The organism is Rhodococcus sp. 14-2470-1a, from assembly GCF_002259425.1.
In the GTDB taxonomy this organism is placed as follows: domain Bacteria; phylum Actinomycetota; class Actinomycetes; order Mycobacteriales; family Mycobacteriaceae; genus Rhodococcoides; species Rhodococcoides fascians_E.
On the sequence record NZ_NPFZ01000032.1, the window covers coordinates 77,198 to 103,901 of the forward strand.

General features: G+C 61.0%; 26 protein-coding genes. 7 read left to right on the plus strand and 19 right to left on the minus strand.

All coding sequences use genetic code 11. The annotated features are described in order from the left end of the window. Positions 1-22: 22 nt before the first annotated feature. Positions 23-817, minus strand: coding sequence for a FadR/GntR family transcriptional regulator (locus CH292_RS21300; RefSeq protein ID WP_094655663.1), 795 nt, complete (start codon positions 815-817; stop codon positions 23-25). Positions 818-1,079: 262 nt separating this feature from the next. On the opposite strand from CH292_RS21300, the gene CH292_RS21305 reads away from it, so the two are divergent. Genes CH292_RS21305 through CH292_RS21320 form a run of 4 tightly spaced genes read left to right on the plus strand, consistent with a single transcriptional unit; the run spans position 1,080 to position 6,025 of the window. Further along, positions 1,080-2,078 carry a nitronate monooxygenase family protein gene (locus CH292_RS21305; protein WP_179278037.1) on the plus strand — a complete coding sequence of 333 codons (999 nt, stop codon included), beginning with the start codon at positions 1,080-1,082 and terminating at the stop codon, positions 2,076-2,078. A 4-nt stretch (positions 2,079-2,082) separates the two neighbouring features. Beyond that, the gene (locus tag CH292_RS21310; protein WP_094655767.1) at positions 2,083-2,871 is read left to right on the plus strand and encodes an enoyl-CoA hydratase-related protein; all 789 of its coding nucleotides are present in this window, start codon (positions 2,083-2,085) and stop codon (positions 2,869-2,871) included. A gap of 49 nt (positions 2,872-2,920) precedes the next feature. Continuing rightward, a complete protein-coding gene (locus CH292_RS21315) occupies positions 2,921-5,194 on the plus strand; it encodes an acyl-CoA dehydrogenase family protein (protein WP_094655768.1) in 2,274 nt (757 codons plus the stop codon). A 51-nt stretch (positions 5,195-5,245) separates the two neighbouring features. Beyond that, positions 5,246-6,025, plus strand: coding sequence for an SDR family NAD(P)-dependent oxidoreductase (locus CH292_RS21320; RefSeq protein ID WP_094655664.1), 780 nt, complete (start codon positions 5,246-5,248; stop codon positions 6,023-6,025). Positions 6,026-6,081: 56 nt separating this feature from the next. Here CH292_RS21320 and CH292_RS21325 read toward each other — a convergent pair whose 3' ends face one another. The 11 genes from CH292_RS21325 to CH292_RS21375 form a co-directional block, all read right to left on the minus strand. Next, positions 6,082-7,056, minus strand: a complete 975-nt coding sequence (locus CH292_RS21325) for an NADPH:quinone oxidoreductase family protein (RefSeq protein WP_094655665.1) — start codon at positions 7,054-7,056, stop codon at positions 6,082-6,084. 24 nt (positions 7,057-7,080) lie between these two features. Further along, positions 7,081-7,812 (minus strand): tyrosine-protein phosphatase, encoded by a 732-nt coding sequence (locus tag CH292_RS21330; RefSeq protein WP_094655666.1) that lies wholly within the window; start codon positions 7,810-7,812, stop codon positions 7,081-7,083. A gap of 31 nt (positions 7,813-7,843) precedes the next feature. After that, positions 7,844-8,587 (minus strand): SDR family NAD(P)-dependent oxidoreductase, encoded by a 744-nt coding sequence (locus CH292_RS21335; protein ID WP_094655667.1) that lies wholly within the window; start codon positions 8,585-8,587, stop codon positions 7,844-7,846. After that, a complete protein-coding gene (locus tag CH292_RS21340; protein WP_094655668.1) occupies positions 8,584-9,888 on the minus strand; it encodes an acyl-CoA dehydrogenase family protein in 1,305 nt (434 codons plus the stop codon). The genes CH292_RS21335 and CH292_RS21340 overlap by 4 nt, the downstream gene beginning before the upstream one ends. Before the next feature lie 53 nt (positions 9,889-9,941). Then, on the minus strand, positions 9,942-10,598 hold the full coding sequence (locus CH292_RS21345; RefSeq protein ID WP_143545788.1) for a TetR/AcrR family transcriptional regulator: 657 nt from the start codon (positions 10,596-10,598) through the stop codon (positions 9,942-9,944). A 4-nt stretch (positions 10,599-10,602) separates the two neighbouring features. Next, on the minus strand, positions 10,603-11,124 hold the full coding sequence (locus CH292_RS21350; RefSeq protein WP_094655670.1) for a DoxX family protein: 522 nt from the start codon (positions 11,122-11,124) through the stop codon (positions 10,603-10,605). 67 nt (positions 11,125-11,191) lie between these two features. After that, positions 11,192-12,235, minus strand: a complete 1,044-nt coding sequence (locus CH292_RS21355; RefSeq protein WP_094655671.1) for a phosphotransferase family protein — start codon at positions 12,233-12,235, stop codon at positions 11,192-11,194. Positions 12,236-12,387: 152 nt separating this feature from the next. After that, positions 12,388-13,272 (minus strand): ABC transporter permease, encoded by an 885-nt coding sequence (locus CH292_RS21360; RefSeq protein WP_373454695.1) that lies wholly within the window; start codon positions 13,270-13,272, stop codon positions 12,388-12,390. 126 nt (positions 13,273-13,398) lie between these two features. Then, positions 13,399-14,340, minus strand: a complete 942-nt coding sequence (locus CH292_RS21365) for an ABC transporter permease (protein ID WP_094655673.1) — start codon at positions 14,338-14,340, stop codon at positions 13,399-13,401. Further along, positions 14,337-15,188 (minus strand): ATP-binding cassette domain-containing protein, encoded by an 852-nt coding sequence (locus CH292_RS21370; protein ID WP_094655674.1) that lies wholly within the window; start codon positions 15,186-15,188, stop codon positions 14,337-14,339. Before CH292_RS21370 ends, CH292_RS21365 begins: the two co-directional genes overlap by 4 nt. Beyond that, on the minus strand, positions 15,185-16,216 hold the full coding sequence (locus tag CH292_RS21375) for an ABC transporter ATP-binding protein (protein WP_094655675.1): 1,032 nt from the start codon (positions 16,214-16,216) through the stop codon (positions 15,185-15,187). The genes CH292_RS21370 and CH292_RS21375 overlap by 4 nt, the downstream gene beginning before the upstream one ends. A gap of 349 nt (positions 16,217-16,565) precedes the next feature. Between CH292_RS21375 and CH292_RS21380 the strand changes: the two genes are divergently transcribed. Together CH292_RS21380 and CH292_RS21385 are read left to right on the plus strand one after the other, a co-directional pair. Next, positions 16,566-18,146 (plus strand): ABC transporter substrate-binding protein, encoded by a 1,581-nt coding sequence (locus CH292_RS21380; RefSeq protein ID WP_094655676.1) that lies wholly within the window; start codon positions 16,566-16,568, stop codon positions 18,144-18,146. A gap of 25 nt (positions 18,147-18,171) precedes the next feature. After that, positions 18,172-18,960, plus strand: a complete 789-nt coding sequence (locus CH292_RS21385; RefSeq protein ID WP_179278038.1) for a sugar phosphate isomerase/epimerase — start codon at positions 18,172-18,174, stop codon at positions 18,958-18,960. 75 nt (positions 18,961-19,035) lie between these two features. Here the strand turns inward: CH292_RS21385 and CH292_RS21390 are convergent, their stop codons facing one another. From CH292_RS21390 to CH292_RS21420, 7 genes are read right to left on the minus strand one after another with little or no spacing between them, the layout of a single operon-like run. Then, the gene (locus tag CH292_RS21390) at positions 19,036-20,265 is read right to left on the minus strand and encodes a cytochrome P450 (RefSeq protein ID WP_094655678.1); all 1,230 of its coding nucleotides are present in this window, start codon (positions 20,263-20,265) and stop codon (positions 19,036-19,038) included. A 50-nt stretch (positions 20,266-20,315) separates the two neighbouring features. After that, entirely contained in the window at positions 20,316-21,635 is a 1,320-nt protein-coding gene (locus tag CH292_RS21395) for an FAD-dependent oxidoreductase (RefSeq protein ID WP_094655679.1), read from the minus strand. A gap of 39 nt (positions 21,636-21,674) precedes the next feature. Beyond that, positions 21,675-21,863 (minus strand): ferredoxin, encoded by a 189-nt coding sequence (locus CH292_RS21400; RefSeq protein WP_094655680.1) that lies wholly within the window; start codon positions 21,861-21,863, stop codon positions 21,675-21,677. Between the two features lie 58 nt (positions 21,864-21,921). Then, a complete protein-coding gene (locus tag CH292_RS21405) occupies positions 21,922-22,755 on the minus strand; it encodes an NAD(P)-dependent oxidoreductase (RefSeq protein WP_256978412.1) in 834 nt (277 codons plus the stop codon). Then, positions 22,752-23,042 carry a ferredoxin gene (gene fdxA, locus CH292_RS21410; RefSeq protein ID WP_094655681.1) on the minus strand — a complete coding sequence of 97 codons (291 nt, stop codon included), beginning with the start codon at positions 23,040-23,042 and terminating at the stop codon, positions 22,752-22,754. The genes CH292_RS21405 and fdxA overlap by 4 nt, the downstream gene beginning before the upstream one ends. A gap of 53 nt (positions 23,043-23,095) precedes the next feature. Further along, complete coding sequence (locus CH292_RS21415; RefSeq protein ID WP_094655682.1) at positions 23,096-24,565, minus strand: aldehyde dehydrogenase family protein; 1,470 nt, start codon at positions 24,563-24,565, stop codon at positions 23,096-23,098. 56 nt (positions 24,566-24,621) lie between these two features. Next, a complete protein-coding gene (locus CH292_RS21420; RefSeq protein ID WP_094655769.1) occupies positions 24,622-25,482 on the minus strand; it encodes a mycofactocin-coupled SDR family oxidoreductase in 861 nt (286 codons plus the stop codon). Between the two features lie 346 nt (positions 25,483-25,828). Between CH292_RS21420 and CH292_RS21425 the strand changes: the two genes are divergently transcribed. Next, entirely contained in the window at positions 25,829-26,611 is a 783-nt protein-coding gene (locus tag CH292_RS21425; RefSeq protein WP_256978449.1) for a FadR/GntR family transcriptional regulator, read from the plus strand. The last annotated feature ends 93 nt before the right edge of the window (positions 26,612-26,704 follow it).

Below are 26,704 nucleotides of genomic sequence, written 5' to 3' on the forward strand. Positions count from 1 at the left end.
GTTTCGAATCGGCGAAAGAAATTCAGTCGAGGATGTCGCGGACCTTGACGTCCAGGTGACCCTCCAGCATTGAGCGCGCGACGACCATGTGCTTCCTCCAGTGGGCGATTGCGCCGTCGCTGTCTCGTGCCCTGAGCAGCTTGATCAGACGTCGCTGAGAACGCACGAAGAGCTTGTAATTCGCCTGAGCCGCTTCCACGTCGGTGCGCGTCGATTCTCGCGTCACCGAAGTGGTGTGGCGCTCGAAGATCTCGTGCAGCATGCCCGCCATGAGCGCCAGCGTCGCGTTCCCAGAAAGTTGAACCATCCGGAGGTGGAAACGGGCCGCGGCGCTCCCGAATTCGTCGGTGGCAAGTGCGGCGGGTATTTCTTCGTCGACGAATCGCTCCAGCTCGTCGAATGCAGCTTCTGTTCCCTCCAATGCGAGAATTCCCGCCGCGGCCGGCTCGAGGGACTCGCGCGCGATCAGCACGTCTGCCACCGTCGCGCCGGACAGCTCCAGCAGCAAGGATGCGGGGCGTGCCACTACTTCCGCTCCCGGCACGCACACACGGGCGCCGGTCCTCGATCCACGGCGAACTTCGACGAGTCGTTCTGCCTCCAGAATTCGTACGGCCTCCCGCAAGGTGGGGCGTGAGACCGAGAAGTGCTCCATCAGTTCGGCCTCGTGAGGCAGGTGATCTCCATCGACGAGCTGTCCGTCGACGATCATGCGTCGAAGCTTTGCAGCGACCAGTTCGGCTGTTTTGGGAGTTCGAACCGGACGGCCGGTGGCGTTGAGGAGGTTGAAGACAGGGGCCTCCGATATTTCGGTCACGTGTTCAACCTACCTTTCGGTCCAGTGCGACTTCGAATACCTAGTAAAGCATCCGCAGGCTCCCGGTGGTCGTCTGTGCCGCTCAGTGGACGTGTCTTCGTGCACTTCGGCCTGCCTTTGCGCTGCATGCGATGCGATGTTCGTCGATCCTTGCCATGCCCAACATAGACAACTATGTTATCTAAGTAGATCGAGCGTGAACGTTCGAGATCTGTCACACAACGGATGCCGCCTGAGCGCAGCGGCTCCTCGAGGAGCGATCATGCTGAAAACGCGATTCACCGAGACATTCGGTGTAGAGCACCCGATTGTCCAGGGTGGAATGATGTTCGTGGGGCGCGCGGAACTGGCTGCAGCAGTGTCCAACGGCGGCGGACTTGGAATCATCACCGCATTGACGCAACCGACTCCGAAAGATCTGGCGGAAGAGATCAGCCGGTGCCAAGCGCTGACCGACAAGCCGTTTGCGGTCAACTTGACTTTGACGTTGTCCATAAACCCGCCTCCGTTTGCCGAGTTTCGGCAAGTGATCATCGACTCGGGTGTCGGCATCGTGGAAACGGCCGGATCGGATCCGACTGTTCACGTGGAGCATTTCAAGCAGCACGGCCTCAAGGTGATTCACAAGTGCACCAGCGTGTGGCACGCGTTGAAGGCAGAGAAAGTCGGCGTCGACGCTGTCAGCATCGACGGTTTCGAGTGTGCAGGGCACCCAGGTGAAGACGATGTGCCGGGATTGGTGCTCATCCCAGCGGCTGCGGACGCCCTCAAAATACCCTTCGTCGCCTCGGGTGGATTTGCCGACGGACGCGGACTGGCTGCGGCACTTGCGCTCGGCGCAGACGGAATCAACATGGGTACCAGATTCATGTGCACGCAAGAAAGCCCCATCCACGACAACATCAAGAATCTGATCGTCGAGTCCACCGAGCGGGACACTCGGCTGATCATGCGTCAGCTGCGAAACTCGATGCGCGTGTCGAAGAACACCGTCAGCGACGAAGTGATCGAGATTCTGAGCAAGGGCGGCAGATTCAAGGACATCAAGGATCTTGTGGCCGGCGTCCGTGGACGAACCGTGTTTCAGAACGGCGATCCTGAGCTAGGGGTCTGGACTGTCGGTCTGGTGCAGGGGCTCATTCATGATGTTCCTGCGGCAGGTGAACTGGTGCAACAGATTTCCTCTGATGCGCAGGATCTGCTGCTCGGGTTGGCGCGCACAGTCGTCGTCGATCGTGTTGCTGCGGCTGGGCGGGTCTGAATCGATGACGACAGACAATGGCGTCGCTGTATCCGAGCATGCCGACGGGCAACCGCTGCTCGTCACCAAAGACGGCCATGTGGCAGTGCTGACGCTCAATCGACCGGACCGCCGAAATGCGATCAACCGAGCGATGCGCAAAGCCATCAAGAAGGAGTTGTGGCGTGCGGACGCAGACGATGATGTGCGCGTCATCGTGATCACGGGTGCGGGCTCGTCATTCTCGGCAGGCGTGGACTTGCCTGAGGCGCTTGCCGGCCCACCGCCGCGAACGGAGGGAACCACGCCCACACAGGTCATGCGGGCGGTATCCAAGCCGATCATCGCTGCGGTCAATGGGCCCTGTTACACCGGCGGTTTCGAGTTCGCAGTCAACTGCTCGTTCATCATCGCCTCTGATCGAGCCGAATTCGTGGACACCCACGCGCAGATCGGATTGCTCAACGGGTGGGGAGGAAGCGCCATGCTTCCGCGCACGGTCGGGCTCCCTGCCGCACTACAGATCGTCCTGAGTGGTCAACCTGTCGACGCGGCCACCGCCGAGAGAATCGGCCTCGCGAACGAAGTTGTGCCGCACGAAAAGCTGATGGTTCGAACAATGGAGGTCGCGCATGCAATCGCAGGCGGTCATCCCGGAGCAGTGCAGCGCATGCTGCGTCTGTTGAAAGACGGCGCAGGAACCTCCGTTGCGCACGCACTCGGCCTGGAAGTCGAAGCAGGGGCAACCTTCCGACGTGACAACGCCGATGTGGGTGCTCGATTCGGACGCCAGCGCGCCGCAAAGATCGACTGAACGTGTGATTCTTCAGAAAGGTGGCCCGGTGGAATCGGTGTCCGACTCGATGCCCGATACACAGTCGAGTGATTGGCGGGAGAGGCTGACCGCCAAACTCGACGACTATCGGCAACGCCCACGACCGTCGACGTCGAGAGAACGATTCGCAGCTGCTGTTGCGTGGCAATCGGAGCTCGTCGACGCGGGTTTGGCAGCGCCGGGTTGGCCCGCAGCAGTCGGCGGAATGGAACTGGAGCTCGAGGACCAGCTCGACTACTACCGAGAAGTGACGGCAGCAGGGGCACCGAAACATCCGTGTACGTTGTCGTTCATCGTCGCACCGACGCTGATCGTGCATGGAACAGCTGAGCAGAAGGCCCGCTACCTCCCTCCGCTCCTCCGAGCCGACGAGTTCTGGTGCCAGGGCTTTTCCGAGCCCGGTGCCGGAAGTGACCTCGCGTCGTTGTCTACTCGCGCTGTCCGTGACGGTGACGTGTACCGGGTGACCGGACAGAAGATCTGGACAACCATGGCCGACAAGGCGGATTGGATCTTTGCTCTCGTCCGCACGGGCCCACCCGGGCGCGGAACAGCAGGGATCACGTACCTGTTGATCTCGATGAAATCGGCGGGAGTCGAGGTGCGCCCACTCCGTGAGGCCGCGGGCGGGCACCACTTCGCTGAGGTCTTCTTCGACGACGTCGAAGTTCCGGTGAGCAATCGGGTCGGCGAGGAGGGTGAGGGTTGGTCCATCATGCGCACCTCGCTCGGACACGAGCGTGCCACCGCATTTCTCGCCGACGAGTTCAGGTACCGCGGAACCGTCGACAAGGTGTTCTCTCTCGCGATCGAACAGGGTTACGCGCAAGATTCTTTGGTGAGGCAGGAACTCGCTGCGATCGAAACTGGTGTGCGGACCATCGCAACAAACAGCGCGCGGGCACTCGATGCGGTACTCCGCAAGGAAGATCCCGGCGCCGTCGCGTCGATCAATCGGCTCGTGAAGTCAGAATTCGAGCAGCGACTCCACAGACTTGCTCTCCGCCTCAGCGGTACCGGGGCAGTGCTGGGAAATCGATCCGACGGCGCAGTCGAGAAGGGACGATGGAGTTACGGATATCTGATGTCGCGCGCAACCACTATCGGTGCCGGAACTTCGGAGATTCAGAGAAACACCATCGCAGAATCGGTGCTGGGATTGCCGTCTCACCGCGGCGAGGGGCGCCGTGCGCGCGCGGTAGTTCCCGGGCGACCTCTCGCTGCACCGGAGGAGGACGAAGCGGCGCTGCGGCAGGTTCTCCGTGCGGCGATCGGTGCTCGCGTGGACACCCCGTCATTGCTCGCCCGTGCGGGACAACCTGCCGCGATGAACACCGAAGTGTGGCAAGAACTGGTGCAGTTCGGACTTCCGGGATTGGCGGCGCCCGAGGCTCTCGGTGGAGGCGGTGCCTCCGCGAGGTTGTTGCTGGCCGCGATCGAGGAAGCGGCCTATCTCCTTTCTCCGGTGCCGCTCGTGCCCACGGTGATCGCACTCGAAGTTCTGCTCGCCGTGCACGCGGACAACACTGCGCGCAGAGTCATCGGCGGAATCCCGGCCGCCTTCGTGATTCCTATCGACGACGGCGGCTGGGTTACCGATGCGGGAATGCCCACGTGGAAGGACGGCTCGCTCACCGGCTCGGTGTCGCGTGTCGCAGGCGCGCCTGTTGCCGAGGTGCTCGTTGTCCTCGCCGTCGACGCCGACACTGGTGAACGAATACTCACGACGGTTGAACCTGCTGATGTCGAACGTTCGGGTCAAGAATCGATCGACATCACCGCGACGGTGGGAACGGTGACGTTCACCGGCTCGCCAGGGGACAACATTGCGCGGGGGCCGGAAGTGGACACGGCGCTGCGGCGAGCTCGTCTCAGAGCGCAGGCCGCTGTGGCAGCGGACTCGGTCGGCATCGCCAATCGAGCCCTCGCGATGGCTGTGGATTGGGCTGGTCAGAGGGAGCAGTTCGGTCGGCTCATCGGGTCGTTCCAGGCTGTGTCACATCGATGCGCCGACATGCTGGTCGACGCAGAAGGCGCCAGAAACCAGGTGTTGTCCAGCGCGGATCTGCCAATCGACGACTCGGACACCGCGATCGCCTCGGATCTCGCCGCTGCATCGGCGTCGCTCGCCGCAGTCGCGGTGACCGAGGCATGCATTCAGGTGCACGGCGGTATCGGGTTCACCTGGGAGCATCCGGCCCATCTGTTGCTGCGCCGGGCTACCGCAAACCAAGCGTGGATGGGCAGACCGGAAGTTTTGCGTGATCGCGCTGCGGGAGCCGTTCTCGACCGATTGTCCTGACCGCACAGTCATAGTTCGTGTTGGATCGAAAACCAGAAGGAGCTTTGAACGATGATCATCGAAGGCAGCGTAGCAATGGTTGTTGGGGGAGGCGGAGGGTTCGGCGGAGCCACCGCTCGCAGGCTGGCGAAGGCAGGCGCCACGATAGCGGTGTTGGATCTCGACGAGGAGAAGGGCGCCGCGTCGGCTGCAGAAATAGGTAACGGCGCGATCTATGTGAAAACCGATGTCACGTCGGAGGACAGCATTCTCGGCGCCATCGCCGAGGCGGAATCGTTGGGACCGGTTCGCATCGCTGTAGTCGCGCACGGCGGCGGTGGGGGAGACGGACGCGTCGTACATCGTGATGGTGCGCCACACAGCTTCGAGAAATTCAAGCGGGTCGTCGATGTATTTCTCAACGCCACATTCAACGTAACCCGTTTGGCCGCAGCAGCAATCGCCAAGACCGATCCACTCGAGGGCGGTGAGAGAGGCGTGATCATCAACACCGCGTCGATCGCGGCGTTCGACGGCAGTATCGGTCAATCTGCTTATGCAGCAGCCAAAGCAGGGATCGTAGGGATGACCCTTCCCGCTGCACGCGATCTCGGCCCGCTCGGAATCAGGGTCATGACCATCGCGCCCGGTGTGTTTCTGACCGGTGCGTACGGGGCGGTTGCGCCTGAGGATCTACACGCCCAGTGGAGCCCGTCCGTGCCGTTCCCGTCCAGGATGGGCGACCCTGACGAGTATGCGCTTCTCGCCCAGCAGATTTGCGAGAATCCATATCTCAACGGCGAAGTGATCCGTCTGGACGGCGCACTACGCTTCACCAAGAAGGGCAACTAGACCCTGATACGGATATGGCCGGCAGCGACGCTGCCGGCCATATCCGTATCTACAGTTCAGCGAGTCATATCGATGACAATCTTTCCGCTCGCCTTGCGTTCGGCCACTTTCGTCAGAGCACTGGGAACGTCGTCGAGAGAAAATGTCTCGGACACGTACGGCGTCATACCCTCTCCGACCAGTCTGCTGAGTTCTGCAGCACCTTCCTTCACCGCTTCCGGGGCGTGGGCGGCCAGCGTACGGATTTCGAAACCCCGAATGATTGCGCCTTTCAGCAGTACCAAATTGAGCGCAATCTTGGGAATCTCCCCCTGTGCGAAGCCGACGCAAACGTAGCGGCCGCCCCAGGTCAATGCGCGTATCGATTGCTCGGCGTACGGACCTCCGACCGGATCGATCACAACGTCCGCGCCGCCGCCGGTGATCTCCTTGATCCTGACCTTGAGATTCTCATGGTCGTACGCAATAGTCTCCACCGCTCCCAGTGGCCTACACAGGTCAGCTCGGTCCTTCGTCGATGCAACTGCAATGACGCGACCGCCCAGACGCGTCGCGACGTCGACGCACGCCGTTCCTACCCCGCCTGCGCTACCGAGCACGACTACCCAGTCGCCAGATTTCATGGCTCCGAAGGTCCGAAGCGAGTGATATGCAGTGCGGTAAGTGACGTTGAAAGCCGACGCATGAATCATGTCGAGGCCCGCGGGGATGGGGGTGAGCGAGGTCGATGCCACAGCTATCCGGTCGGCAAATGCCCCTCCCATGGCCGAGCCCATCACTGGGTCACCGACGGTGAGACCCTCAACCCCGGAACCGATCTGAGCCACTTTCCCAGCAAATTCGCTCCCTGTGGTGAACGGTGTCGGAAAGCTCACCTGGTATCGGTCCGCAGCGATGAGAACATCCGGGTAGTTGACTGCAGCCGCCTCTATTGCGACCACTACCTGTCCTGGACCGGCGACAGGGTCCGGTAGTTCGCGGATGACTATATTCTTCGGATCCCCGTGTACTTCGCATCGTGCTGCGCGCATTACTTCTGCTTTCCTGTCCGAAAACTACGAATATTTCTGTCCTGCAAGTCGTCGACGCCACGCATCGACGTCCGAACGTGATGCGCCGTGATCTGTGAGCCACGCAGTGGGACCACCGGGCCACGCCATGACGACATCGACCACCCCGCTGATCGCTTCCGGCGAGACGGCAAACAAACCCCTCGCAACCGGGGCGCGCTCTGTAGTTCGGGTAGGGGGTTGCGGCAACGAGTCCATTTTCGATCGCAGACGCGCTCGAATCGACGGCAGATTCGACTCGGTCGCCAAGTAATCGTCGCTCACAGCCCACGGTTCGACTCCGCCGGCCAACAGAAGGACGGCTACGACCACACCTGTGCGATCCTTGCCGACCGCGCAATGCACGAAGACGGGCCCGTCTACACCCGCAGCGAGCGCGAGCACCTCGGCAATTCGGTGACCTCGCTCGTTCACCATCTCCGCGTAGATCTCCCGCAATGTGTTGGGGATTTGACGCTCCGGTGCTGCCGCATCATGGACGGGGTGGTGATGAACGACCGGCCCGGGCGGCCACTGATACCCGACCTGATCTATCTCGTGCCGCGAACGAAGGTCGATGACAGCTGCTGGTGGCCATATGTCGACCTGGACCGGATCCGGGTCGCCAGGGTAGGGAGCGTCGCCGCGATACAGCACTCCTGGTCGGGTCGTACCCCCTCCCACCATCGGTAGCCCGCCGAGATCGCGGAGGTTCACCAGCCCGGTATCGGCCTTCATCAATGTGCCTTCACAGTCGTGATCTTCGAACTCAGTACAGTCCGCCGTCGACGCGGATCAGCGACGAGGTGGTGTAACTGGATGCCGAACTAGCGAGATACAGCGCAGTCGTGATGATTTCCTCGGGTCTTCCCGGCCGTCCGACTGCGCTGCGGGTGGTGTGCCGTTTCTCCTCGTCCCAGTGTTTCGAGATGTCGGTCAGAAACGGGCCTGCAGAGAGAGTGTTGACCCGGACATTGGGTCCGTACTCGCGTGCAAACACGCCGGTGAGGGTGTTGAGTGCAGCTTTGGCGCCCGCGTACGGCCCGAATCGGGGTTGAGGAAACAATGCACCGGAAGAGGAGATGTTGATGATGGAACCACCGTCGCCTGCGGCCATGCGCTCTCCGACGAGGGAGCTGAGATGGAAGGGACCCTTGAAGTTGATCGCGACGACCTTGTCGAACAGCTCTTCGCTCGTCTCGGCCGAAGACGGTGCAACGGGGGACATTCCGGCGTTGTTCACCAGGACATCCACCTTGCCGAACACGTCATAGGCCCGCTCGACCAGCGCGTCGATCTCGTTCCAATGACCTACGTGGCAGCTGACGGGGAGCGCTTTGCGGCCTAGTGCCTCCACCTCGCGTGCGAGTGCTTCACACGCGTCGAGTTTGCGGCTGGTGATGACGACGTCGGCCCCCGCGGCTGCGAATGCCAGCACCATCTCTCGTCCTAGTCCTCGGCTTCCGCCGGTGACGAGGGCAACTTTTCCTTCGAGTGAGAAGTGGTCCGTCATGAGAGTGCGAACTCCTCGAGAATGTCGGCATGCTTGAGCTGTGCGGCTGCCAGTCGGGTGGGGATGTGATTGGAAGGGAACAATCCATCGGTGGGTTCGTAATTCGCCAGAACTCCTCTGGCGACGGCAACCTTGTGTACCTCTGTCGGCCCGTCGGCAAGGCCCAGTGACACCACGCCGGTCCACCAGATATGCAGCGGCGTTTCGGTGGTGACTCCCAGTGAGCCGTGAATTTGGATCGCCCGGTAGATGATGTCGTGGTAGACCTTCGCCATGGCGACCTTGCACATCGCGATGTAAGTTCGAGCCGCTCCGTGCGGCTTGTTGTCGATGATCCACGCCGTCTTCAGCACGAGCAGTCGGTACTGCTCGAGCTCTATCGCGGAGTCCGCGATGAATTGCTGCACGAGCTGCTTTTTTGCCAGCACTTCGCCTTGAGTGCGGCGAGAAAGAGCTCGCTCGGCCATCATGTCCAGCGCACGTTGGCATTTGCCCACGGTGCGCATCGCGTGGTGCACACGTCCGCCGCCGAGGCGTGCCTGGGCTACCTCGAAGCCCTGGCCCGATCCACCGAGTATCGCGTCAGCAGGCAGGCGGACGTCGTTGTAACGGATGTATGCGTGGGTGCCCTCGTCGAGCTCCTCGCGGTCACCCATCACCGTGACGTTCCTGATGATCTCGATCCCCGGGGTCTCGGTGGGCACGATGAACATCGACATCCGGCGGTACGGTGATGCCTCTGGATCTGTCACTGCCATGACGATCAGGAACGCCGCGTAGCGAGCATTCGACGAGAACCATTTGTCGCCGTTGATCACCCATTCGTCGCCATCTTTGCGGGCCGAGCACACGAATTCCTTGGGATCCGATCCGGCTTGTGGCTCGGTCATCGAGAAGCACGACACGATGTCACCGTCGAGCAGGGGTTGCAAGTAACGCGACTTCTGCTCGTCCGTCCCGAACATGGCAAGAATTTCGGCGTTTCCAGTGTCAGGAGCGGCCGTGCCGAAAACTGTGGGTGCCCACATAGATCGGCCGAGAATCTCGTTCAGCAGGCCCAATTTGAGCTGTCCAAACCCCTGGCCTCCCAGCTCGGGTCCGAGGTGGCAAGCCCACAGTCCCTGTTCCTTCACTCGGTCTCTCAGCGGCGCAAGAATTGCCCGCGCGGCCTTGTTGTCGGTGTTGTAGGGCTGACCGAGATGTTGAAACAACACATCCAGCGGCTCGCATTCCTCGGTAACGAACTTGTCGACCCAGTCGAGTTTGGTTTGAAAGTCGGAGTCGGTAGCAAATTCCCACATGATTGTTCCTTCTTCGGTGTCGATAGATCCAGGTCGATGCGCAGAGTGCGACGTCAGATGCGCGTAATTCCATCCAGGCAGAATTGCGATAGGTGTTCACGATCCTCGGGTGTCGGGCGATCTCCCGATTCGAGGTACGTGGTGGTCATTCCCATGACGAGGGTATGCACGAATTGCGCGGTGCGATCGGCGTTCACCACTTCGGCTTCGGTCAGAACCGTGGTCAGAAGGTCGAGAATCCGTGCGCGTCCAACAGGTTTGATGTCGCTGTTGTTTCGTGCGATCTGCCCGAGATTCCACATGATGGTCGTGCTCAGTTCGGACAGTGTCGCATCCTCGATCTGGGCGAGCACTCCGTCGATCCAGGCCCGTATTCGTTGGTCCAACCCGTTCGCGCCGAGCACTTTTCGCTCGAGGTAAGAGTGAATGGTGAGCAGACCCTGTTCGTACGTCGCCACGATGACGTCGTCGCGACTGCGAAAGTGACGGTAGAAGGCTTGATTCGACATCCCGGCCTCACGCACGATATCGGCGACCCGAGGTTGCTCGGTGCGCCCGATGCGCAGCATGACTGTTTGCGTAGCAACGATGAGCTGACGTACCTCGTCGTCGTACGACGCCTGGCGTCCGGGCTTCGCCACCCTCCGCAGGCGGCTACCCCCGGAGATCACCGGCGCGGCGAGTACAGGCTCTTCGATGGGATGCGGCACGCGTTCAGCTCGACGCCGGGCGGTGAAAGAGTGCGAGCTGAGCTGCTGCGGCACCGACTCCAAGCGCAGAGACGAAAGCGACCGCACGGTCACCGCGCACTGCGCCGTCCCAGCCGAGTGCCCGGTCGAGGCTGAGGCGGCCGGGCCCCAACGCGGCAAGCGCGGTCGCTGCGACCGCAAGATTGGCGACGTACTCCCATCCCTCGGAGGTAATGAAGAAGCCGTTCTCCACATGTACCGACTTGGCTGCGACGGCCATTGTTGCGACCACGGCGGCAGCTGCGACGGGTGTACCGAGTCCCACGACGAGGGCAGCGCCCGCGGCCGTTTCGACCACTGCGCTTGCCTGTGCCTGGAGGCGAGGTTGGCGGAAGCCGATCGATCCGAACCACCCTGCAGTGCCGTCGATACTTCGTCCGTGTTTGACGCCGTGAGCGATCATGGTGGCGCCGATCAGCGACCGCAACATCAGTGGAGCGACGACGTCGCGGCTCGTCGGTCTCTGGCGAAGCTTCGAAAATGCCATCGAACATACTTCCCTTCGTATACAGAATCTCAGTGGTCGAGCGAAACACGAACTACCCGAACAGGTCTCAGTATCCGATCAGAGCGCGAGCGTCCGATAGGAGTGTTGGCATTTTCGGTTCCATCCGAACGAAGGACGGGTTGGACTCGACGGTCATGGTGCCCGCGCGCCTGGCACGTTTGATCAACAGGCCCGTCGCCGCAGCTTCCTTGTATCTCGTCAGTGCGTTGAACCAAGCGATATCGGCCACCGATCTACCGAGAGTGTCCTCGTACGTGCGGACGACATCGTGCACGGTTGGGGTTCCCGCAGGCCCGATCGGCGGCGCAGCCGGATGCTTTGCCTCATCGGTGAAGTAGGTGAGCCAGGTGAGATCGACGCGAGGATCTCCCACCGACCAGATCTCCCAGTCGATGATGGCAGTTACTCGATGCCCGTCGCACAAAGTATTGCCGAGTCGGAAATCGCCGTGATTGACCACCGGTGGTAGTGCTTTCGGAATCGTGGCATGCAACGCTTTCGCGCACGACAGATACTCGCCCGCAAGGTCGGCCGGTACCGTTTCGAATGCTCTGGTCCAACGGTCGATCTCCTCCGAGAGTGGAACCGCCGGTTCGTCACCGAGGCCGATGGAGGACGGGTCGAGCCGGTGTAAGTTCGCCAGCATCCGGGTGGCGTCGAGGTACCGAGCATGCGTCTGTTCGCGACAATCGGCATCGCGGGTCCGGGTCGTGTCGAGTAGGGGTTCGACACATTCGCCTGCCACCATCTGCATTGCCACGAACGGAGGCACATCGGGCGGTGATCCTGCGTCCTCGAAATACACCGCCGGTGCCGCAACGCCGGGTGCGCCTTGCAGCGCAGCCATGACTCGCCCTTGACGAAGTACGTCACGGTTGCGGATCGGGGCCAGTCCGGGCGGGGCGACCTTGAGGACGACGGGTTCGGAACCTGTGGAGGAGATGGTGTGGGCTACGAAGGTGAGTGAAGACGATCCGCCGGTCAGAGATGCGATGTCGGTGATTTCGACGTCGTTCCGCCAGTTCCGGGCGGACTGAAACGCTCGAGCTGTCAAATCTTCGAGCAGGTCGTTGTTGTCGACGTGCGGCATCGGTCGGAGCCCTTCGGCAGAGAGGTGATTGAGAACGGGATTCTGAGAACACTGTTCTGCCTTTGTCGAACACGGTCAAGATCTCGTTCCGGTGAGTGGACCTAAAGGGGCCTTGTCTATTGACGTTCGCGCTTGCTGACGGCCGCGGTTCGTCAGGACTTGCCGGACGCCTTGCCTGACCCTTCCAACGCGTCCCGCAGTCCGTCACCGAGTGTCGAGAACGCCAGAACGGTGAGCACGATCATCAGTGCCGGTGCCACTATGGTTCCCGGTGCGCTGTAGACGTTGTCGAATGCTTCTCGAACCATCGAACCCCACGAAGTCTGGGGTGGTTGTACACCGAGTCCGAGGAAGCTCAAACTTGCCTCGGCGACAATGGCGACTCCTGCGGAGAAGGACAATTGCACCAGTAGCGGTGAGGACGCGTTCGGCAGGACGTGACTCCACAGCATCCGGCCCTTACCGCAGCCGAGTGCGCGGGCCGCTTCGATGTATGTCTCCGTGGCGATGGACTCGGCGGCACCGCGTGCAAGGCGGAACAACGAGGGCGCCATGACCAGACCGATAGCGACCATGGCGTTGGTGAGGCCTGGTCCGAAAATGCCAATGATCGCGATCGCCAGAATCAACGGCGGAAGGGCCTGCAGCGCATCGGAGAACCGACTGAACAGTCCACCGATCCAACCACCGGTCAGACCCGCGAACAATCCGATAGGGATTCCGATCAGCGCGGCAACACCGACAGCCTGCACAACCGCGAGCATCGTGACGCTGGCGGAGGACAGTAGCCGGCTGTACTCGTCGCGGCCGTATATGTCGGTGCCCAGCCAATTTTGACCCGTGGGACCGGAAAGACTGTTGCTCAGGTTCTGAGCATTGGGGTCGAATGGTGCAATCATGTCGCCGAAGACCGCGAGGAATACAACGAACAGGAGAAATACGAGCGCGATCATCGCTGGAATATTGCGCCGAAGTATCCGAAGGGGTCGCGAGGTGCGCAGTGAGTGCGCGAATCTGCGGCGGGGGTGCCCCGGCACATCAGCGGACGGGTGGGGGGTATCGAGGGGAACAATTGTCTCGGTCATTCGGCGCCTTTCGACAAGGTGGAAGTCCCCGGATGGAACTGCGGCCCGATTTCACCGGGGAGGGTAGGAGAGGGCACGTCAGACCCGGACTCGTGGATTGAAGTATGCGTTCGCCATGTCGACGATCAGGTTGATGACAACTATCGCGACTGCCATGATCATGACGATGCCGAGGATGACCGGAATATCGCGTGTGAAAACGGAATTGACCGCGAGCGTTCCGAGTCCGGGGAGGGCGAAAACGAACTCGACGGTCACAGCACCCGCAAGCACCCGACTGACTTGGAGGCCGAGCACCGTGACGATGGGAACTCCAGCGACCTTCAACGCATGTTTGCCCACTATCTGCCGAGTACGAAGGCCCTTCGCTCGCGCGGTACGGATGAAGTCCTTCCCGAGAGTGTCGACCACTGCAGCTCTGGTCTGACGAGCGACCTCAGCGATCGAAATTGCTGCGATTGCGATGGCGGGCAGCAGCAGGTGTTGGAGCCAGGGCACGATTCCGTCGCCGATAGGCGTGTAGCCGGTAGCTGGAAATATCGGTGCGGAGATTGCGAGCGTGATGACCAACGCGAGTCCTATTATGAACGGAGGTACTGCCATTGCGATGCTGGCGAATGCCGTCAGTGCTCGGTCGGCAAGAGAGTTGGCGCGCATGGCGGCGAATATTCCTAGCGGGAGTCCTATGACGACCACCAGGACCATGGTCACCACCGCCAACGAGAGCGTGACCGGTATCCGTTCCATGAGTATCTGTGTCACCGACTGCGAGCTGTACAACGATGTACCGAAGTCACCGGTGAATATGTTTCCGAGCCAATCCAAGTACCGCACGATCAGGGACTTGTCCAAACCCAACTGTGAGCGAAGAGCCTCGATGTCGGCGGGTGAGGCGCTGTCGCCTGCCAGATTGGTGGCCGCGTCGCCGGGCATCAGATCCACCAGTAGATATACGAAAAAGCTCAGGAACAACAGAAGTGGAATGGCCGAGAGCAATCTTTTGGCCAGCAGTGTGGTCATCGTGCCTCCGCAGGATTACGTGCCGTATCGATACGTGCGGTGCTGGTGGTCCGACGCCTCGTTCGTGGATCGGGCACCGCTTCGACCAGGGACTTGGTGTACGGATGTTGCGGGCGCTCGAAAAGTTCCTCGGCCGTTCCCGTCTCGACAACCTCACCGCGGTACATCACGACCACTCTGTGCGCGAGGAAGCGGACCAGCGAAAGATCGTGTGAAATGAAGATGTACGCCAACCCACGCTCCTTCTGAAGGTCGAGTAGGAGGTTGAGAACCTGCGCTTGGATCGAAACATCGAGTGCAGCAACGGGTTCGTCGCAGACGATGAAATCCGGATCGAGTGTGAGTGCACGAGCGATGGCGATGCGTTGTAGCTGACCACCGGAAAATTCACGGGGATACTTGTCGAGCTGGTCTGCGCGCATACCGACGCGCTCGAGAATGTCCACGACTCGTCGATCCCGCTCGTCACCTTTGATTCCGTAGTGGATTGTCAGTGGTTCACCCACCGCATTCCGAATAGTCATATGCGGGTCCAATGAACTGAACGGATCCTGGAAGATCATCTGTGCTCGGCGGCGGAAGGCGAGCAGATCCTTGCCGCCGAGGTCTCGCACGTTCTTGCCGTCGAATCGAACGACTCCGGAGTCGGGTTCGATCAACCTGAGCACCTGGCGGCCGACTGTCGACTTTCCCGCACCGGACTCGCCGACAATTCCCAGTGTTTCACCGGTAGCGACGGTGAACGATACATCCTTGGTCACAACCGTGCGTTCGGTGACTCGGCCGAAAATATTGCGGGCAGTGGGAAAGCTTTTGTGAAGTCCTTCGACTTCGAGCAGCGGACTCATACGCCGAACCCCTTCAAGGTCAGTTCTTCGTGCCGGACGCATCGAACCGCGCGTCCGCCTGTGACGTCTTGCAGCGCAATAGGCTCGGAGTTGCAAGTCCCCGCTCGGGCGTATGGGCACCTGGAGTGGAAGCGGCAACTGCTCGGCCAGTCCCACGGGGCGGGTACAGCACCCGGGATGGCTGACAACCTGGTCCCTTGCTTATGGGCACTCGGAATCGCGGCGAGCAAGCCCTCCGTGTACGGGTGCCGCGGGTCGTCGAACAAACCATCGATGTCGGTGGACTCGACCACCTGCCCGGCGTACATGACGTTGACGCGGTCACACATTTCGGAGACGACGCCGAGATCATGAGTGATGAACAGAATCGACACGTCGTACTCGTGCTGCAACTGCTTCATCAAGCGGAGCATCTCTCGCTGGACCGTGACGTCGAGTGCCGTTGTCGGCTCGTCGGCGATCAGTAGTTTGGGGCGGCACACCATTGCGATGGCGAGCATCACTCGTTGACACATGCCGCCGGAAAATTCGTGTGGATACAGCTTGGAACGCTTCTGAGCGTCCGCGATTCCGACCGAGTCCAACATCTCTATCGCTCGAACGACGGATTGCTTCTTGCCGACTCCCTCATGGCGACGGACGACTTCTGCAACCTGATCGCCCACGGTGAAGGCAGGGCTGAGGCTCCGGCGAGGCTCTTGAAAGACCATCGACACGTCGGTGCCGCGTATATCCGACATCTCCTTCTCCGGCAGTCCAACGATTTCGCGGCCGGCCATGCGAATCGAACCGGTGACCCGTGCACCGCGCCGGGGAAGCAGTCCCATCGCGGCAAGGGAGGTGACGGTCTTCCCGGACCCCGACTCGCCGACCAGGCCGACGGTAGTTCCGGTTGGGACGGTCATCGATACCTCGTCGACCACCCGGGTCCACCCATGTTCGGTGGCGAATTCGACGCTCAGTGAGTCGATTTCGAGAACGTCGGTAGTCGCGGTGGCAGGTGGTGACAGGGCTGTGTCTGTGGCCATGACGGGTTCTCCTCGGTCGAAGCTTCGGGCCTGGTGATGACGACTAGCGACGACGTGTGTAGCTACAAGATGATGTGCATCACACTAACCCAATATTGCCCGACATACCTAACTTCGATAGATAAGAGAGGTGGATGGGTTCCGGGCCAGAAAAGCGCGTTGTAATGCTGATCGGCAGAGAACGAGCTGCCTGATGCGTGGTTGAAACGACCAAAACGGCCAATTCCTTTACAGTGACCCATCGCACAAGGTAGTACTAGTGCGACTGATAGCCGAAATTGCAGTTCGAGAATGCAGAGTGCGTCGCACGTTCGGTCTCCTCACTCCAAGGACAAGGAAACGCATCAGCATGGCAAGAAGAGCATTCCGACGGTGGTCGGCCGTCGCTGTAGTGGCAACATTGAGTGTGGCCCTCGCCGCATGTGGAGGTGGAGGCGCGTCATCGTCGGCGTCGTCGGACGATCTGGTCGCGGACCCGAACGGTGCTCTCCGCGTCGGATTCGTCATTCCACCCGCGCCCCTCAATCCGCACAAGGTGGCATCGGACATCGGCGCGTATGCGTACCTCGCGCCCGTATACGATCGGCTGACACAGATGGTTTCGGGGGACAACGGTGCCGAGCTGGCGCCGATGGTTGCCACCGAATGGGTGTTCGCCCCAGACGGTTTGTCTGCGACCTTCACTCTTCGAGACGATGTCACGTTCTCCGACGGCGCACAGCTTGATGCTGCTGCCGTCAAAGCAAACATCGATCATGCCCTGCAGACTCCGGATTCGACAGCCAAGACCTACCTTTCGGTGATCTCCGGAGCCGAGGTGGTGGACCCGACTCACGTCAAGATCACTACCACCAGGCCTGCCTCGGACCTTCCCTACGTGCTTTCCGGCGCATCGGGATCGTTGATCAGCCCGGCCGCGATGGACAACCCGGATCTCGATGTCAATCCGGTCGGCTCCGGACCTTACGTTGCGACGTCGGTCAAAATTGGCGACTCCGTGACGTACGAACGTCGAGACGGGTACTGGGATCCCGCTGCGCAACAGGCCAAATCGATCACGATCACTGGAATCGTGGATGACAACGCGCGTTTGAACGCGCTCCGCTCAGGGCAGATCGACATTGCGTATTCCCCGGTGACGAGTTACAAGCAGAGCAGTGCGTTGGGCTCGGGATTCGACTTCTTCAGCTACCCCGAAGCGAACGTGTATTCACTTCAGCTCAACACAGGTAAGCCGAACGTCGACAACGTGAAGTTTCGTCAAGCCCTGAACTATGCCGTCGATCGGGAAGGTATCAGCACATCGTTGACCTCGGACCAGTGCGTACCCAATGGCCAGCCTCTTGCACCCAAGCGCATCGGGCACCTCGACTCTCCTCCGGTCGACTACTCGTACGATCCACAGAAGGCTCGGGATCTACTGAAGGAAGCAGGCATCGAGAACGCGAGCCTCAACGTCGTCATTCCTTCCGGACTGTCGCTCCAGGAAGGCCTCGCATCTGCGCTGCAAGCGCAGTTCCGTGAAGTCGGAATCGACATGCAGATCCAGCAGGGCGACGCAGCCACCTCCAGCGCCGACTATGCCAAGGGAGCCTATGACGGTTACGTCCAGTCGCGTACACCGCTGCCCGCGTCGAACCAGTCGCTGGCCCGTTTCTACTTGAATGCGAGAGGATTCCCAGGGCCAGTACCGGTCGGAGTCCAGGATGCGGTCCTCGCGTCCTATGATCCCAATATCGACGATGCGGCACGCGATTCGGACATCGAACAAGCAGCCTCCGTCGCAACCGAGGATGCGCTCGACGTCTTCATCTGTGCAGTTCCGACTCAGTTCGCATACACCGACAAAGTCATCGACATCGACTCGATGGGTGTGTCGAACTTCCAGGGGATCTTCGATCTCCGCTACGTCGGAATTGCCGGCAAATGACGGGAATTCGCCGCGGAGCAGTGGCGTGAACTCGCGGATATCGGTCAGTGGCCTGTGCTTTCCGAGTCTCGACCTGGTTTCCACCGTAGACACGCTGCAGGAGATCGGAGCGGGACGCACTACCCTGCAGGCTCGTAAGTTTCGGAGCATCGGCTGGGGCGCCGGTATCGAGACTGTCCGACAGTCCGGCATCGAGGTGGCAGGGCTCGTCGCGAGTTACCCGGAGACGCTGGCGGATCGGGCAACCTGGGATGCGATTCGTGCAGACCTGACCGATACGGTCGATGCAGCGGTCGCCCTAGGCTCGCCGATGATCTACAACGTCACAGGTCCACTGCTCGATGGAGGGCGGAGAGTCTCCCTCGAGGCGTATGCCGAGCTGATCGAGCCCGTTGTGTCGTACGCGTCCGATGGTGGCGTGGCGATGGCGGTGGAACCGACCCTGTCCTCCTTTGCCTGGGTGTCCTTCGTACACTCGCTCGCCGAAGTGCAGGAACTGGACTCGCGGACCGGACTGGGGGTCTGTTTGGACCTCCGTCACGTGTGGGACGACCCCGGATTTCAGGACTACCTGAACAGTGCAATCGGTCGCGTCGCTCTGGTCCAGGTAGGGGACACCGTCGACGGAGCGGACGGCCCTGAACCTGCCGTGCCCGGCGACGGAGTGATCCCTCTCGCAGAGCGTATCGATCGAATCGAGAAAGCCGGGTACGACGGCATCTACGATCTCGAACTGGTAGGCCCTCGAATCGACATCGTCGGCCACGTGGAATCGGTCCGTCGAGGTGTCGCTCTGCTCGAAAGCATCTTGTAAGCAGATCGATACGAACGGACAACTGCCACCCCGGAAAATCCGGGGTGGCAGTTCGTGTTTTCGGCTCCAGAGGTTTTACAGGTCCCACTCCAGGATGACGTTTCCGCTGGGGCCCAGCTGAGCTCCAGCTTCGTTCGGTGCTGATCCTTCTGCCAGGCGGTAGTTCGGAATGACCCTGTGCCACTCTTCCATAGCGATCTTCAGTTCGCGGCGCGCGAGGTGTGAGCCTAGGCAGCGGTGCGGTCCAGCGCCGAAACCGATGTGGTTGTTCGGACTACGGTCGATCTTTACTTCTTTGGCATCCGGGTACACCGTGTTGTCGCGTGTGGCCAGATTCAGCGGTAAGGAAATCATTTCGCCCTTGGCGATGGGGCAACCTGCGATCTCGGTGTCCTTGGTGGCCTTCCGTGATGGGATGACGATCGCATATGCGCGAACAAATTCCTCGATCGCGGTGGGGATCAGGTCAGGGTCGTCGACGATGCGCTGCCGATCTTCCTGGTTTTGCGCGAGGTGGTAGTAGATCGTCCCCAGTGTTGCCGATACGGTGTCGAGCCCGGCCATGAACATCAACAGGCAGAAAGCGCCGAGATCCTCGTCGTTGACCGGTTTTCCATCGATCTCGAACGACAGCGCCTTGGTCACGAGGTCGTCCTTGGGCTCGATGCGACGCTGCTCGATGACTTTGGCAAAGTACGCGTTGACACCCTTCGTCGCATCACCGCGTCGCTCGGCGGTCTCCTCGGCGGTCGCGCCGGAGAAGTGAAGGATGTCGTGCTCCCACTTCATGAACTGGTCGAGGTCTTCGAACGGCAACCCCATCAGCTCGAGGAAGATGAACGACGGGTACTGGAACGCGAAATCTTCCATGAAGTCACAACGTCCCCGCTTGGCGATGTCGTGGATGAGCTCCACGGCACGGTGACGAACTTTTTCTTCAAGACGCGCAATTGCTTTGGGTGAGAAGTGCGGACCCAGCTGCCTGCGCCACTGCAGGTGCTCGTCGCCGTCGAGCATCTCCGGGATCCATCGGTATGTCGGGTTCGGATTGAACACGGTGACGGCTTGGTTCGAGAACGTCTCGGGCTCTTGGTATACCGAGAGAATATCGTCGTACCGGGTGACGATGTAGTGCCCGTTTGCGAACTCGTTGCGGAAGACCGGGGCCTCGTCGCGGAGCTTGTCGTAGTAGTCGATCTTCTCGCCGAACGGCATTTCCTGGTAGTGGTTGAAGTTCAGGACGGGGCAACCCCCGCCCGTGCTTCCGGTCTTTTCCGTGGTGCCGGTCGATTCGGTTGTGCTCATGGGTTCTCCTTGCGATCTTCTCTGGCGTTTCTGGCTCGACGTGGAGTAGTTCAACTGGCGGTAACGGGCGGTGATCCGGCGGCGACGAGTTCCTCCCAGTGTCGAATTTTCACTCGAGCGCGTCCGTCCAGGGAGCCGAGCTCCTTTTCTTTGGCCGCGATGGCATCCCATGCGCCGTTGTCCAGGAACCTGGTTCCACGTCCTTCGAGGAGCTCTCGACCCGTTCCGGTCGGTTCGGTTCGCGCAAACAGGTTTTCGCGGTCTGCGAGAACTGCGGCTGCAGTGGCCTCGGCATCGGATCTGTTGGTGCCCAGAATGCCGCTCGGCCCTCGCTTCGCCCACCCGACGGCATACTCGCCCGGTTGGGCAACGCCGTCCCGGACGACTCGGTGATCGCGGTGCGGAATGGTGAAGGTTTCCTCGTGGAAGGGAACTCCTGCTATCGGCCGAGATCGGTACCCGACTGCGCGAAGTACCAGATCGACCGCCAACTCGTGCACGCTGTCGCCGTGCTCGATGCTGACTGCGCGGACCGCATGGACTCCGACGAGGTCGACCGGACGCGTCGAGAAGTGGAAGTGAATTCGTCGTGGCGCGTCCGACAGTGCCTGAGTGGACCACTTCCGTAGGACAGCAAGATTGCGCTTGGACACGGTTCCGAGGCCATCGATGCCGTCGGGAGGAAGCTGTGCCGGATCTACCACGACATCGACCCCGGCCAGTTCGCCGAGTTCACGCAATTCCTTGGTGGTGAATTTCGCGAATTCGGCTCCTCGTCTGACGAGGACGTGAACGTCGGTCACTGCGCTGGCGTCGAGGCGCGCGAGGGTGTCGGAATCTATGTCGGTGTGCCGCAATTCGTCGACGCTCTTGACGAGAAGTCGTGTGACGTCGAGGGCTACGTTGCCCGCACCGACCACCGCGACGGAAGCCGTGGTGGACAGGTCGAAGCGATCCGCTTCCGGGTGGCCGTTGTACCACTTGACGAACGCCGTGGCCGACGCGCTGCCCGGGAGATTCTCACCGGGGATACCGAGCGTGTTGTCGGTATCGGCGCCGGTGGCGTACACGATGGAGTCGTAATGCTCTCGCAACGCTTCCACGTCGACGTCCCGGCCGATTTCGACGTTGCAAAAGAGTTGGACGTTCGGCCTGTCCAGCACTTCCTGCAGAGAATCGGCCGCGAGCTTGATGTTGAGGTGGTCCGGGGCAACGCCGTAACGCAGCAGCCCGAACGGTACTGGCAGACGTTCCAGAACGTCTACGTGCACCATGACATCGGAGGCGAAGGTGAGCGCGTCGGCGGTGTACAAGCCGGCAGGTCCGCCGCCGACGACCGCAACCCGCAGTGGGCGCTCGGCGGGCGTCATAGCTGAATCGAAATCATTGCGGTGTCACTCTTTCCGGCGTCAGTGAAGGCTGATGGCGCGTTCGGGGCACGACGCAACAGCGTCGATCGCCTTGTGCTCGTCGGCCGGATCGATGTCGACCTCGGCGTTGAGCGCGTAACCGCTGTCGTCGATGTCGAACAGATCCGGATCGATCTGGTAGCAGCGGGCGTGACCAGAGCACAGGTTCAAGTCGATTCTGGCTTTCATTTCCGGCCTACTTTCAGGGGCTGGGTGAGGGCAATGGGATGAAATCAGTGGGATTGAATCAAGGAGCGGTGAGAACCTCGCCGCGCTCGCTCAAGTCCATCGGACCAAGCTGTGCCGCAGCTAATAGCGGACTGATGTCCGCTCCGAGTTCGGACGCCACCGTCCGAATCGACCCGAGATCTTTGATCAGGTATCTCGGGAGATTTTCGCTGTACGTACGGGCATCTTTCCCCGAGGCCGCGATGTACCGCGCTGCGGTACTGCCACCACTACTGACGGCGAGTACCTCCAGCAATGTTTCTTCACCGATCCCCAGGGTCTGTGCGGCCTCGATCGCGGAGAGCGTGAGTTGCGTACAGACTGCGAAGAGTGCGTTGTTGAGCAGCTTCGCCGGTAGTGCAGTCCCCAGTGCGCCTGTTCGAATGACATTGGCAGCGTAGGACTTCACAATGGACGTGACCTTCTCGACGGCGGCGTCGTCTCCCGCGAGCATCACCGTCAGCTTGCCTGCGCGCACGGCGTCCGGTGTTCCGCTGAACGGTGCTTCGACGATCGACACTCCGCTCGCGGTGGCAAGCGTGTCGAGTGTGCGGAGCGAGGTCGGGCTCCCCGTCGTATGCGAAACGAAGATGGAGCCCGTCTTCATGCACTCGATAATCGGGGGGCACACCTCGAGGACCTGCGCATCGGTGAAAAGGCACGACACCACAACATCGCACTCGCCGAGAGCGTGCGGCGTGTCCACAAGATGGGCGCCCGCGGCCGCCACGCGTTGCCGAACCTCTTCCTTGCGCGCATATACCGAGGTGGGAATGCCCGTGACCAGCAGACGCTCGACCATCGGCTCACCGATGTTGCCGGTTCCGATGAACCCGACCCGAGGCGCGTTCATACCTGAGCCACGGGAAGTTTGCCGTACTTGCGGGCGCCGCCGAGCTTGCCGAGCGTGAGAAATACCGTGGCTTGACGTTCGGTCGTGTGGCCCTGATCGTCAGGTAGGTCGGCTTCGTGATAGATGGCTTCGTGGGGGCACGCCGGTTCGCACGCTCCGCAGTCGATGCACTCGTTGGGATTGACGAACAGTTGGTGTTCGCCCTCGTAGATACAGTCGACCGGGCACTCTTTCACACAAGCGCGATCCATCAGATCGATACAGGCTTCGGTGATCACGTACGTCATTACGGTACTTTCTTTTATTGCGGTTTCGATAAGATGCGTTCGCGTGCCGGCATTTACCCGGATGCGACCGGCCAGGTGATTGTTTTGGTCTGCAGGAACTCGTCGAGGCCTGCGTCCCCGCGTTCGCGGCCGAGTCCGCTCTGCTTGTAGCCACCGAAGGATCCGTGCGGGCTCATGCCGCCGCCCCCTCCGTTGACGGTCACGGTTCCGGTGCGGATTCGTTTGGCAATGTCGTACGCGCGCACCGGATCTTTCGACCACACTCCACCTGCAAGTCCGAAGTCGCTGTCATTTGCGATACGGACTGCTTCGTCTTCGTCATCGAAGGGGATGACCACACCGACCGGCCCGAAGAATTCCTGCTGCGCAATGGCCATCGAATTCTCCACGTCGACGAAGAGCGTCGGCTCGATGAAGAACCCCTTGTCGAGGCCGTGGGGTCGTCCGCCTCCGACGGCAAGCGTCGCCCCCTCGTCGATTCCGGTCTGAATCAGTTTCTCGACTCTTGCGCGCTGTGCCGCACTTCCCACCGGTCCCATCACCGTGTCTGGTAAAGCTGGATCGCCGACTTTGACTTTCTTCAATGCTTCGGTGACCAGTTCGATCAGTTCGTCGTGCCGCGACCGGTGCACGACCGTTCTGGTGAGAAAGGCGCAACCTTGACCTGCGTGCAGCACGATGTCGCGGACCACCGATCCGACTACCTTGCCGAGGTCCGCGTCCTCGCAGATGATGTTGGCCGATTTGCCGCCGAGTTCGAGGATGACCTTCTTTACGGTGGGCGCAGCTTGCTCGAACACTTTGCGCCCCACTGTGTCCGATCCGGTGAAACTGACGATGTCTACCATCGGGTTGGTTGTCAGTTCCAATCCTGCGTCTGTATCGCCCGCGACGATGTTGAGCACGCCGGCTGGGAGTCCGGCCTCCTCGGCGATCTCTCCGAGGATGAATGCCTCCAGCGGGGTTGTCGGTGCAGGTTTGAGAATCGTGGTGCAGCCCGCAGCCAAAGCGGGTCCGAGCTTCATCATGTTGAGGAAGAAGGGAAAGTTGTACGCCGAGATCAACGACGCGACTCCCCACGGCTCGCGCCGAATCACACCCTGGCCGAGCGTGCCACCGACATGTGGGGGCATGGCTCGCTCGACCGGGAACTGAATCATCACCCGCTCCGCCAGGTCACGAAAGTGCGTGAGAGGAAACCCGATCTGGAACGACTCGGCGCCGATCCTGGTGCCGCCGGATTCTGCGATGTTGAGCTGGACCAGCTCCTCGAACCGCTTCTCCATGACATCCGCCATACGAAGCAGCACGACCGAACGTTCCTTCATCGTCATCTGCGGCCACGGCCCGTCGTCGAACGCGGTGCGGGCGGCGGTGATTGCTTTCGCCACGTCGGCGCGTGACGCGACGGGAGCCACACCGATGGTCTCCTCGGTGGCGGGGTTGATCACCGGTTCGGTGCGGCCGGTTTCACCTGCTACCCAGGCTCCCCCGATGAACAGGTTCGGATGTTCCTTGTACATGATGATCCTTCTGGTGCGGTTCCCGTGCCTGGAGGAGAAGAACAGTGCGGCGCCGATCAGGCGAGGGCGTACGCCTTCGTGTGCGGGATGGCTGTGCCTGCGTCCACCTTCATCTGCAGCCCGGTCACGAACTTTGCTTCGTCCGAGGCGAGGAAGGCGACCGCGTTGCTGATGTCCACCGGCTCGACCCAGGGGACAGGCATCGGCTGGTTGTAGTAGAACGCGCCCTCGGCGTCTTCTCTGGTCGGGGTCTCGAGATCGGGACGGAATACCTTGTACATGCCTTCGCTGTGCAGCATGTCGGTGTTGCAGTTGGTGGGATGGACTGCGTTGACTCGGATGGATTCCGGTGCCAATGCGAGAGCGAGTGCGTGTACGAACTCGGCGACACCCCTCTTTGCGTGGCTGTAGCCTGCGCCGCCCGCACCGAGGGCCGGGTTGTCCGTGCCGCCCTTCATCAGTGCGGCTACCGATCCGGTTGCAATGATCGATGCACCCGAACTCAGGTGCGGGTAGGCCGCGCTGACGGTGTTGATGACGCCGACGAGGTCCACATCGACAGCGTCGAGGAATGCTTTCCGGGGGACATCGCCCAGTGGGCAGATTCCTGCATTTGCGACGACGATATGAAGGCCGCCGAGTTCGGCAACTCCGGCCGCGATGGCGTCACGGAGCTGGGAAGGCTCGCGCACGTCGGCGATCGACGTGATGCAGCGGCGGTCCTCCTTCTCCACGAGTCGCTGGGTTTCGGCCAGATCCTCTTCGGTGGCGAGCGAGTAGCTGTTCGTGTCGATGTCGCGACAGATATCGAGAGCGATGATGTCGGCGCCGTGAGCTGCCAGTGTTATTGCGTGACTGCGGCCTTGTCCGCGCGCAGCACCGGTGATCAGAGCGATCTTGCCGTCTAGCTTCCCCATTTGAGGTTCTCCCGTCGATCGGTGGCCGGTCGTCCACTGCTGCGCGGTCGGAAGGGCGAGGTCCGGCCACGCGACATATTCCTTCACGCCCATACAGACACGTGTTCAAAGTGTTTAACTAGTCATACCTTGTGGCATGCATCACTGTAAAGCAAGTGCGCAGATCGGGGGCATCAACCCGTGATCCGTGATGGATCTGCAATCGTGGAACGAACGGTCCAACTTTCACGTCCACAGAGTGCCACGGTTACGACCCGAGCCACCGGGACTTACGGAAACTCGCTGCGCTACGGCTAGAGTCGGTTCGATGGAGACCGAGCAACGTGCACTGTGGCGAACGGACGGTATGCCCGCCGAGGCTAAAGTCCGCGTGCCCAAAGCTTCTGAGCAGATTGCGAATCGGTTGAGGGGCCAGATTGTCCGCGGCGAGATAGAGCCTGGTCAGATGCTCCCTCCAGAGAAAACCCTGATGGTTCAACTCGGAGTGTCCCGGCCGACGCTTCGCGAGGCTTTCCGCATCCTGGAAAGCGAAGGTCTCATCACCGTGGTCACGGGATCTCGCGGGGGGCCACGCGCCAGGCTTCCCGATCTAGGCGTTGCGTCCAGGCATATAGGCCTCTACCTGCAGATTCAGGGAACGACACTCGAGGACGTACTCGAAGCTCGCACCGAATTCGAATCGGCGTGCGTTCGGTTGCTGGCGAAGAGATGTCCGCCCGAGGGACTCGCATCGCTGCAGGAGTGCGTGGACAACCATCGGAAGCGGTTGGCCGATGGGCTCGACAGCCCGGAGGCCTTTGTTCGTTGGGTGGGGCTGACTGCCGAATTTCACGAACTGATTTCCCTGTACTGCGGGAACAAGACGCTCAACGCCCAGGTCAGCGCACTCCGAGACGTGCTGGATGCGCATCGCATGATGGGTATCCGGCAACGCGTCGACGATGCCGATGCTCCTGAGCGGACCGCCTATGTTCCGTCTGTCGTCGATGACTACCAGAGATTGGTCGATTTGGTGAGTGCTCGTGATGTTGTGCGCGCCGAGAAGCATTGGCGTGGCCACCTCGAGCATGCGACCGAGATCATCTACCGAAACCGCGACCGGACGGCAACGATCAGCCTCTTCGACTGACCGTCCTGCTCCACCTTCTCGACCAGCCCTCGCCGGCCTCGACCGGCGAGGGTTTTTTCGTCGAATTCGCCAACCCTTGGTGACGTACGTAAC

Excerpts from the sequence above, each read along its gene's own strand:
- CH292_RS21305 (WP_179278037.1), top strand. The coding sequence starts at position 1,080 with ATGCTGAAAACGCGATTCACCGAGACATTCGGTGTAGAGCACCCGATT.
- CH292_RS21310 (WP_094655767.1), top strand. The coding sequence starts at position 2,083 with ATGACGACAGACAATGGCGTCGCTGTATCCGAGCATGCCGACGGGCAA.
- CH292_RS21315 (WP_094655768.1), top strand. The coding sequence starts at position 2,921 with ATGCCCGATACACAGTCGAGTGATTGGCGGGAGAGGCTGACCGCCAAA.
- CH292_RS21320 (WP_094655664.1), top strand. The coding sequence starts at position 5,246 with ATGATCATCGAAGGCAGCGTAGCAATGGTTGTTGGGGGAGGCGGAGGG.
- CH292_RS21325 (WP_094655665.1), bottom strand. The coding sequence starts at position 7,056 with ATGCGCGCAGCACGATGCGAAGTACACGGGGATCCGAAGAATATAGTC.
- CH292_RS21330 (WP_094655666.1), bottom strand. The coding sequence starts at position 7,812 with ATGAAGGCCGATACCGGGCTGGTGAACCTCCGCGATCTCGGCGGGCTA.
- CH292_RS21335 (WP_094655667.1), bottom strand. The coding sequence starts at position 8,587 with ATGACGGACCACTTCTCACTCGAAGGAAAAGTTGCCCTCGTCACCGGC.
- CH292_RS21340 (WP_094655668.1), bottom strand. The coding sequence starts at position 9,888 with ATGTGGGAATTTGCTACCGACTCCGACTTTCAAACCAAACTCGACTGG.
- CH292_RS21350 (WP_094655670.1), bottom strand. The coding sequence starts at position 11,124 with ATGGCATTTTCGAAGCTTCGCCAGAGACCGACGAGCCGCGACGTCGTC.
- CH292_RS21355 (WP_094655671.1), bottom strand. The coding sequence starts at position 12,235 with ATGCCGCACGTCGACAACAACGACCTGCTCGAAGATTTGACAGCTCGA.
- CH292_RS21365 (WP_094655673.1), bottom strand. The coding sequence starts at position 14,340 with ATGACCACACTGCTGGCCAAAAGATTGCTCTCGGCCATTCCACTTCTG.
- CH292_RS21370 (WP_094655674.1), bottom strand. The coding sequence starts at position 15,188 with ATGAGTCCGCTGCTCGAAGTCGAAGGACTTCACAAAAGCTTTCCCACT.
- CH292_RS21375 (WP_094655675.1), bottom strand. The coding sequence starts at position 16,216 with ATGGCCACAGACACAGCCCTGTCACCACCTGCCACCGCGACTACCGAC.
- CH292_RS21380 (WP_094655676.1), top strand. The coding sequence starts at position 16,566 with ATGGCAAGAAGAGCATTCCGACGGTGGTCGGCCGTCGCTGTAGTGGCA.
- CH292_RS21390 (WP_094655678.1), bottom strand. The coding sequence starts at position 20,265 with ATGAGCACAACCGAATCGACCGGCACCACGGAAAAGACCGGAAGCACG.
- CH292_RS21395 (WP_094655679.1), bottom strand. The coding sequence starts at position 21,635 with ATGACGCCCGCCGAGCGCCCACTGCGGGTTGCGGTCGTCGGCGGCGGA.
- CH292_RS21400 (WP_094655680.1), bottom strand. The coding sequence starts at position 21,863 with ATGAAAGCCAGAATCGACTTGAACCTGTGCTCTGGTCACGCCCGCTGC.
- CH292_RS21405 (WP_256978412.1), bottom strand. The coding sequence starts at position 22,755 with ATGAACGCGCCTCGGGTCGGGTTCATCGGAACCGGCAACATCGGTGAG.
- fdxA (WP_094655681.1), bottom strand. The coding sequence starts at position 23,042 with ATGACGTACGTGATCACCGAAGCCTGTATCGATCTGATGGATCGCGCT.
- CH292_RS21415 (WP_094655682.1), bottom strand. The coding sequence starts at position 24,565 with ATGTACAAGGAACATCCGAACCTGTTCATCGGGGGAGCCTGGGTAGCA.
- CH292_RS21420 (WP_094655769.1), bottom strand. The coding sequence starts at position 25,482 with ATGGGGAAGCTAGACGGCAAGATCGCTCTGATCACCGGTGCTGCGCGC.
- CH292_RS21425 (WP_256978449.1), top strand. The coding sequence starts at position 25,829 with ATGCCCGCCGAGGCTAAAGTCCGCGTGCCCAAAGCTTCTGAGCAGATT.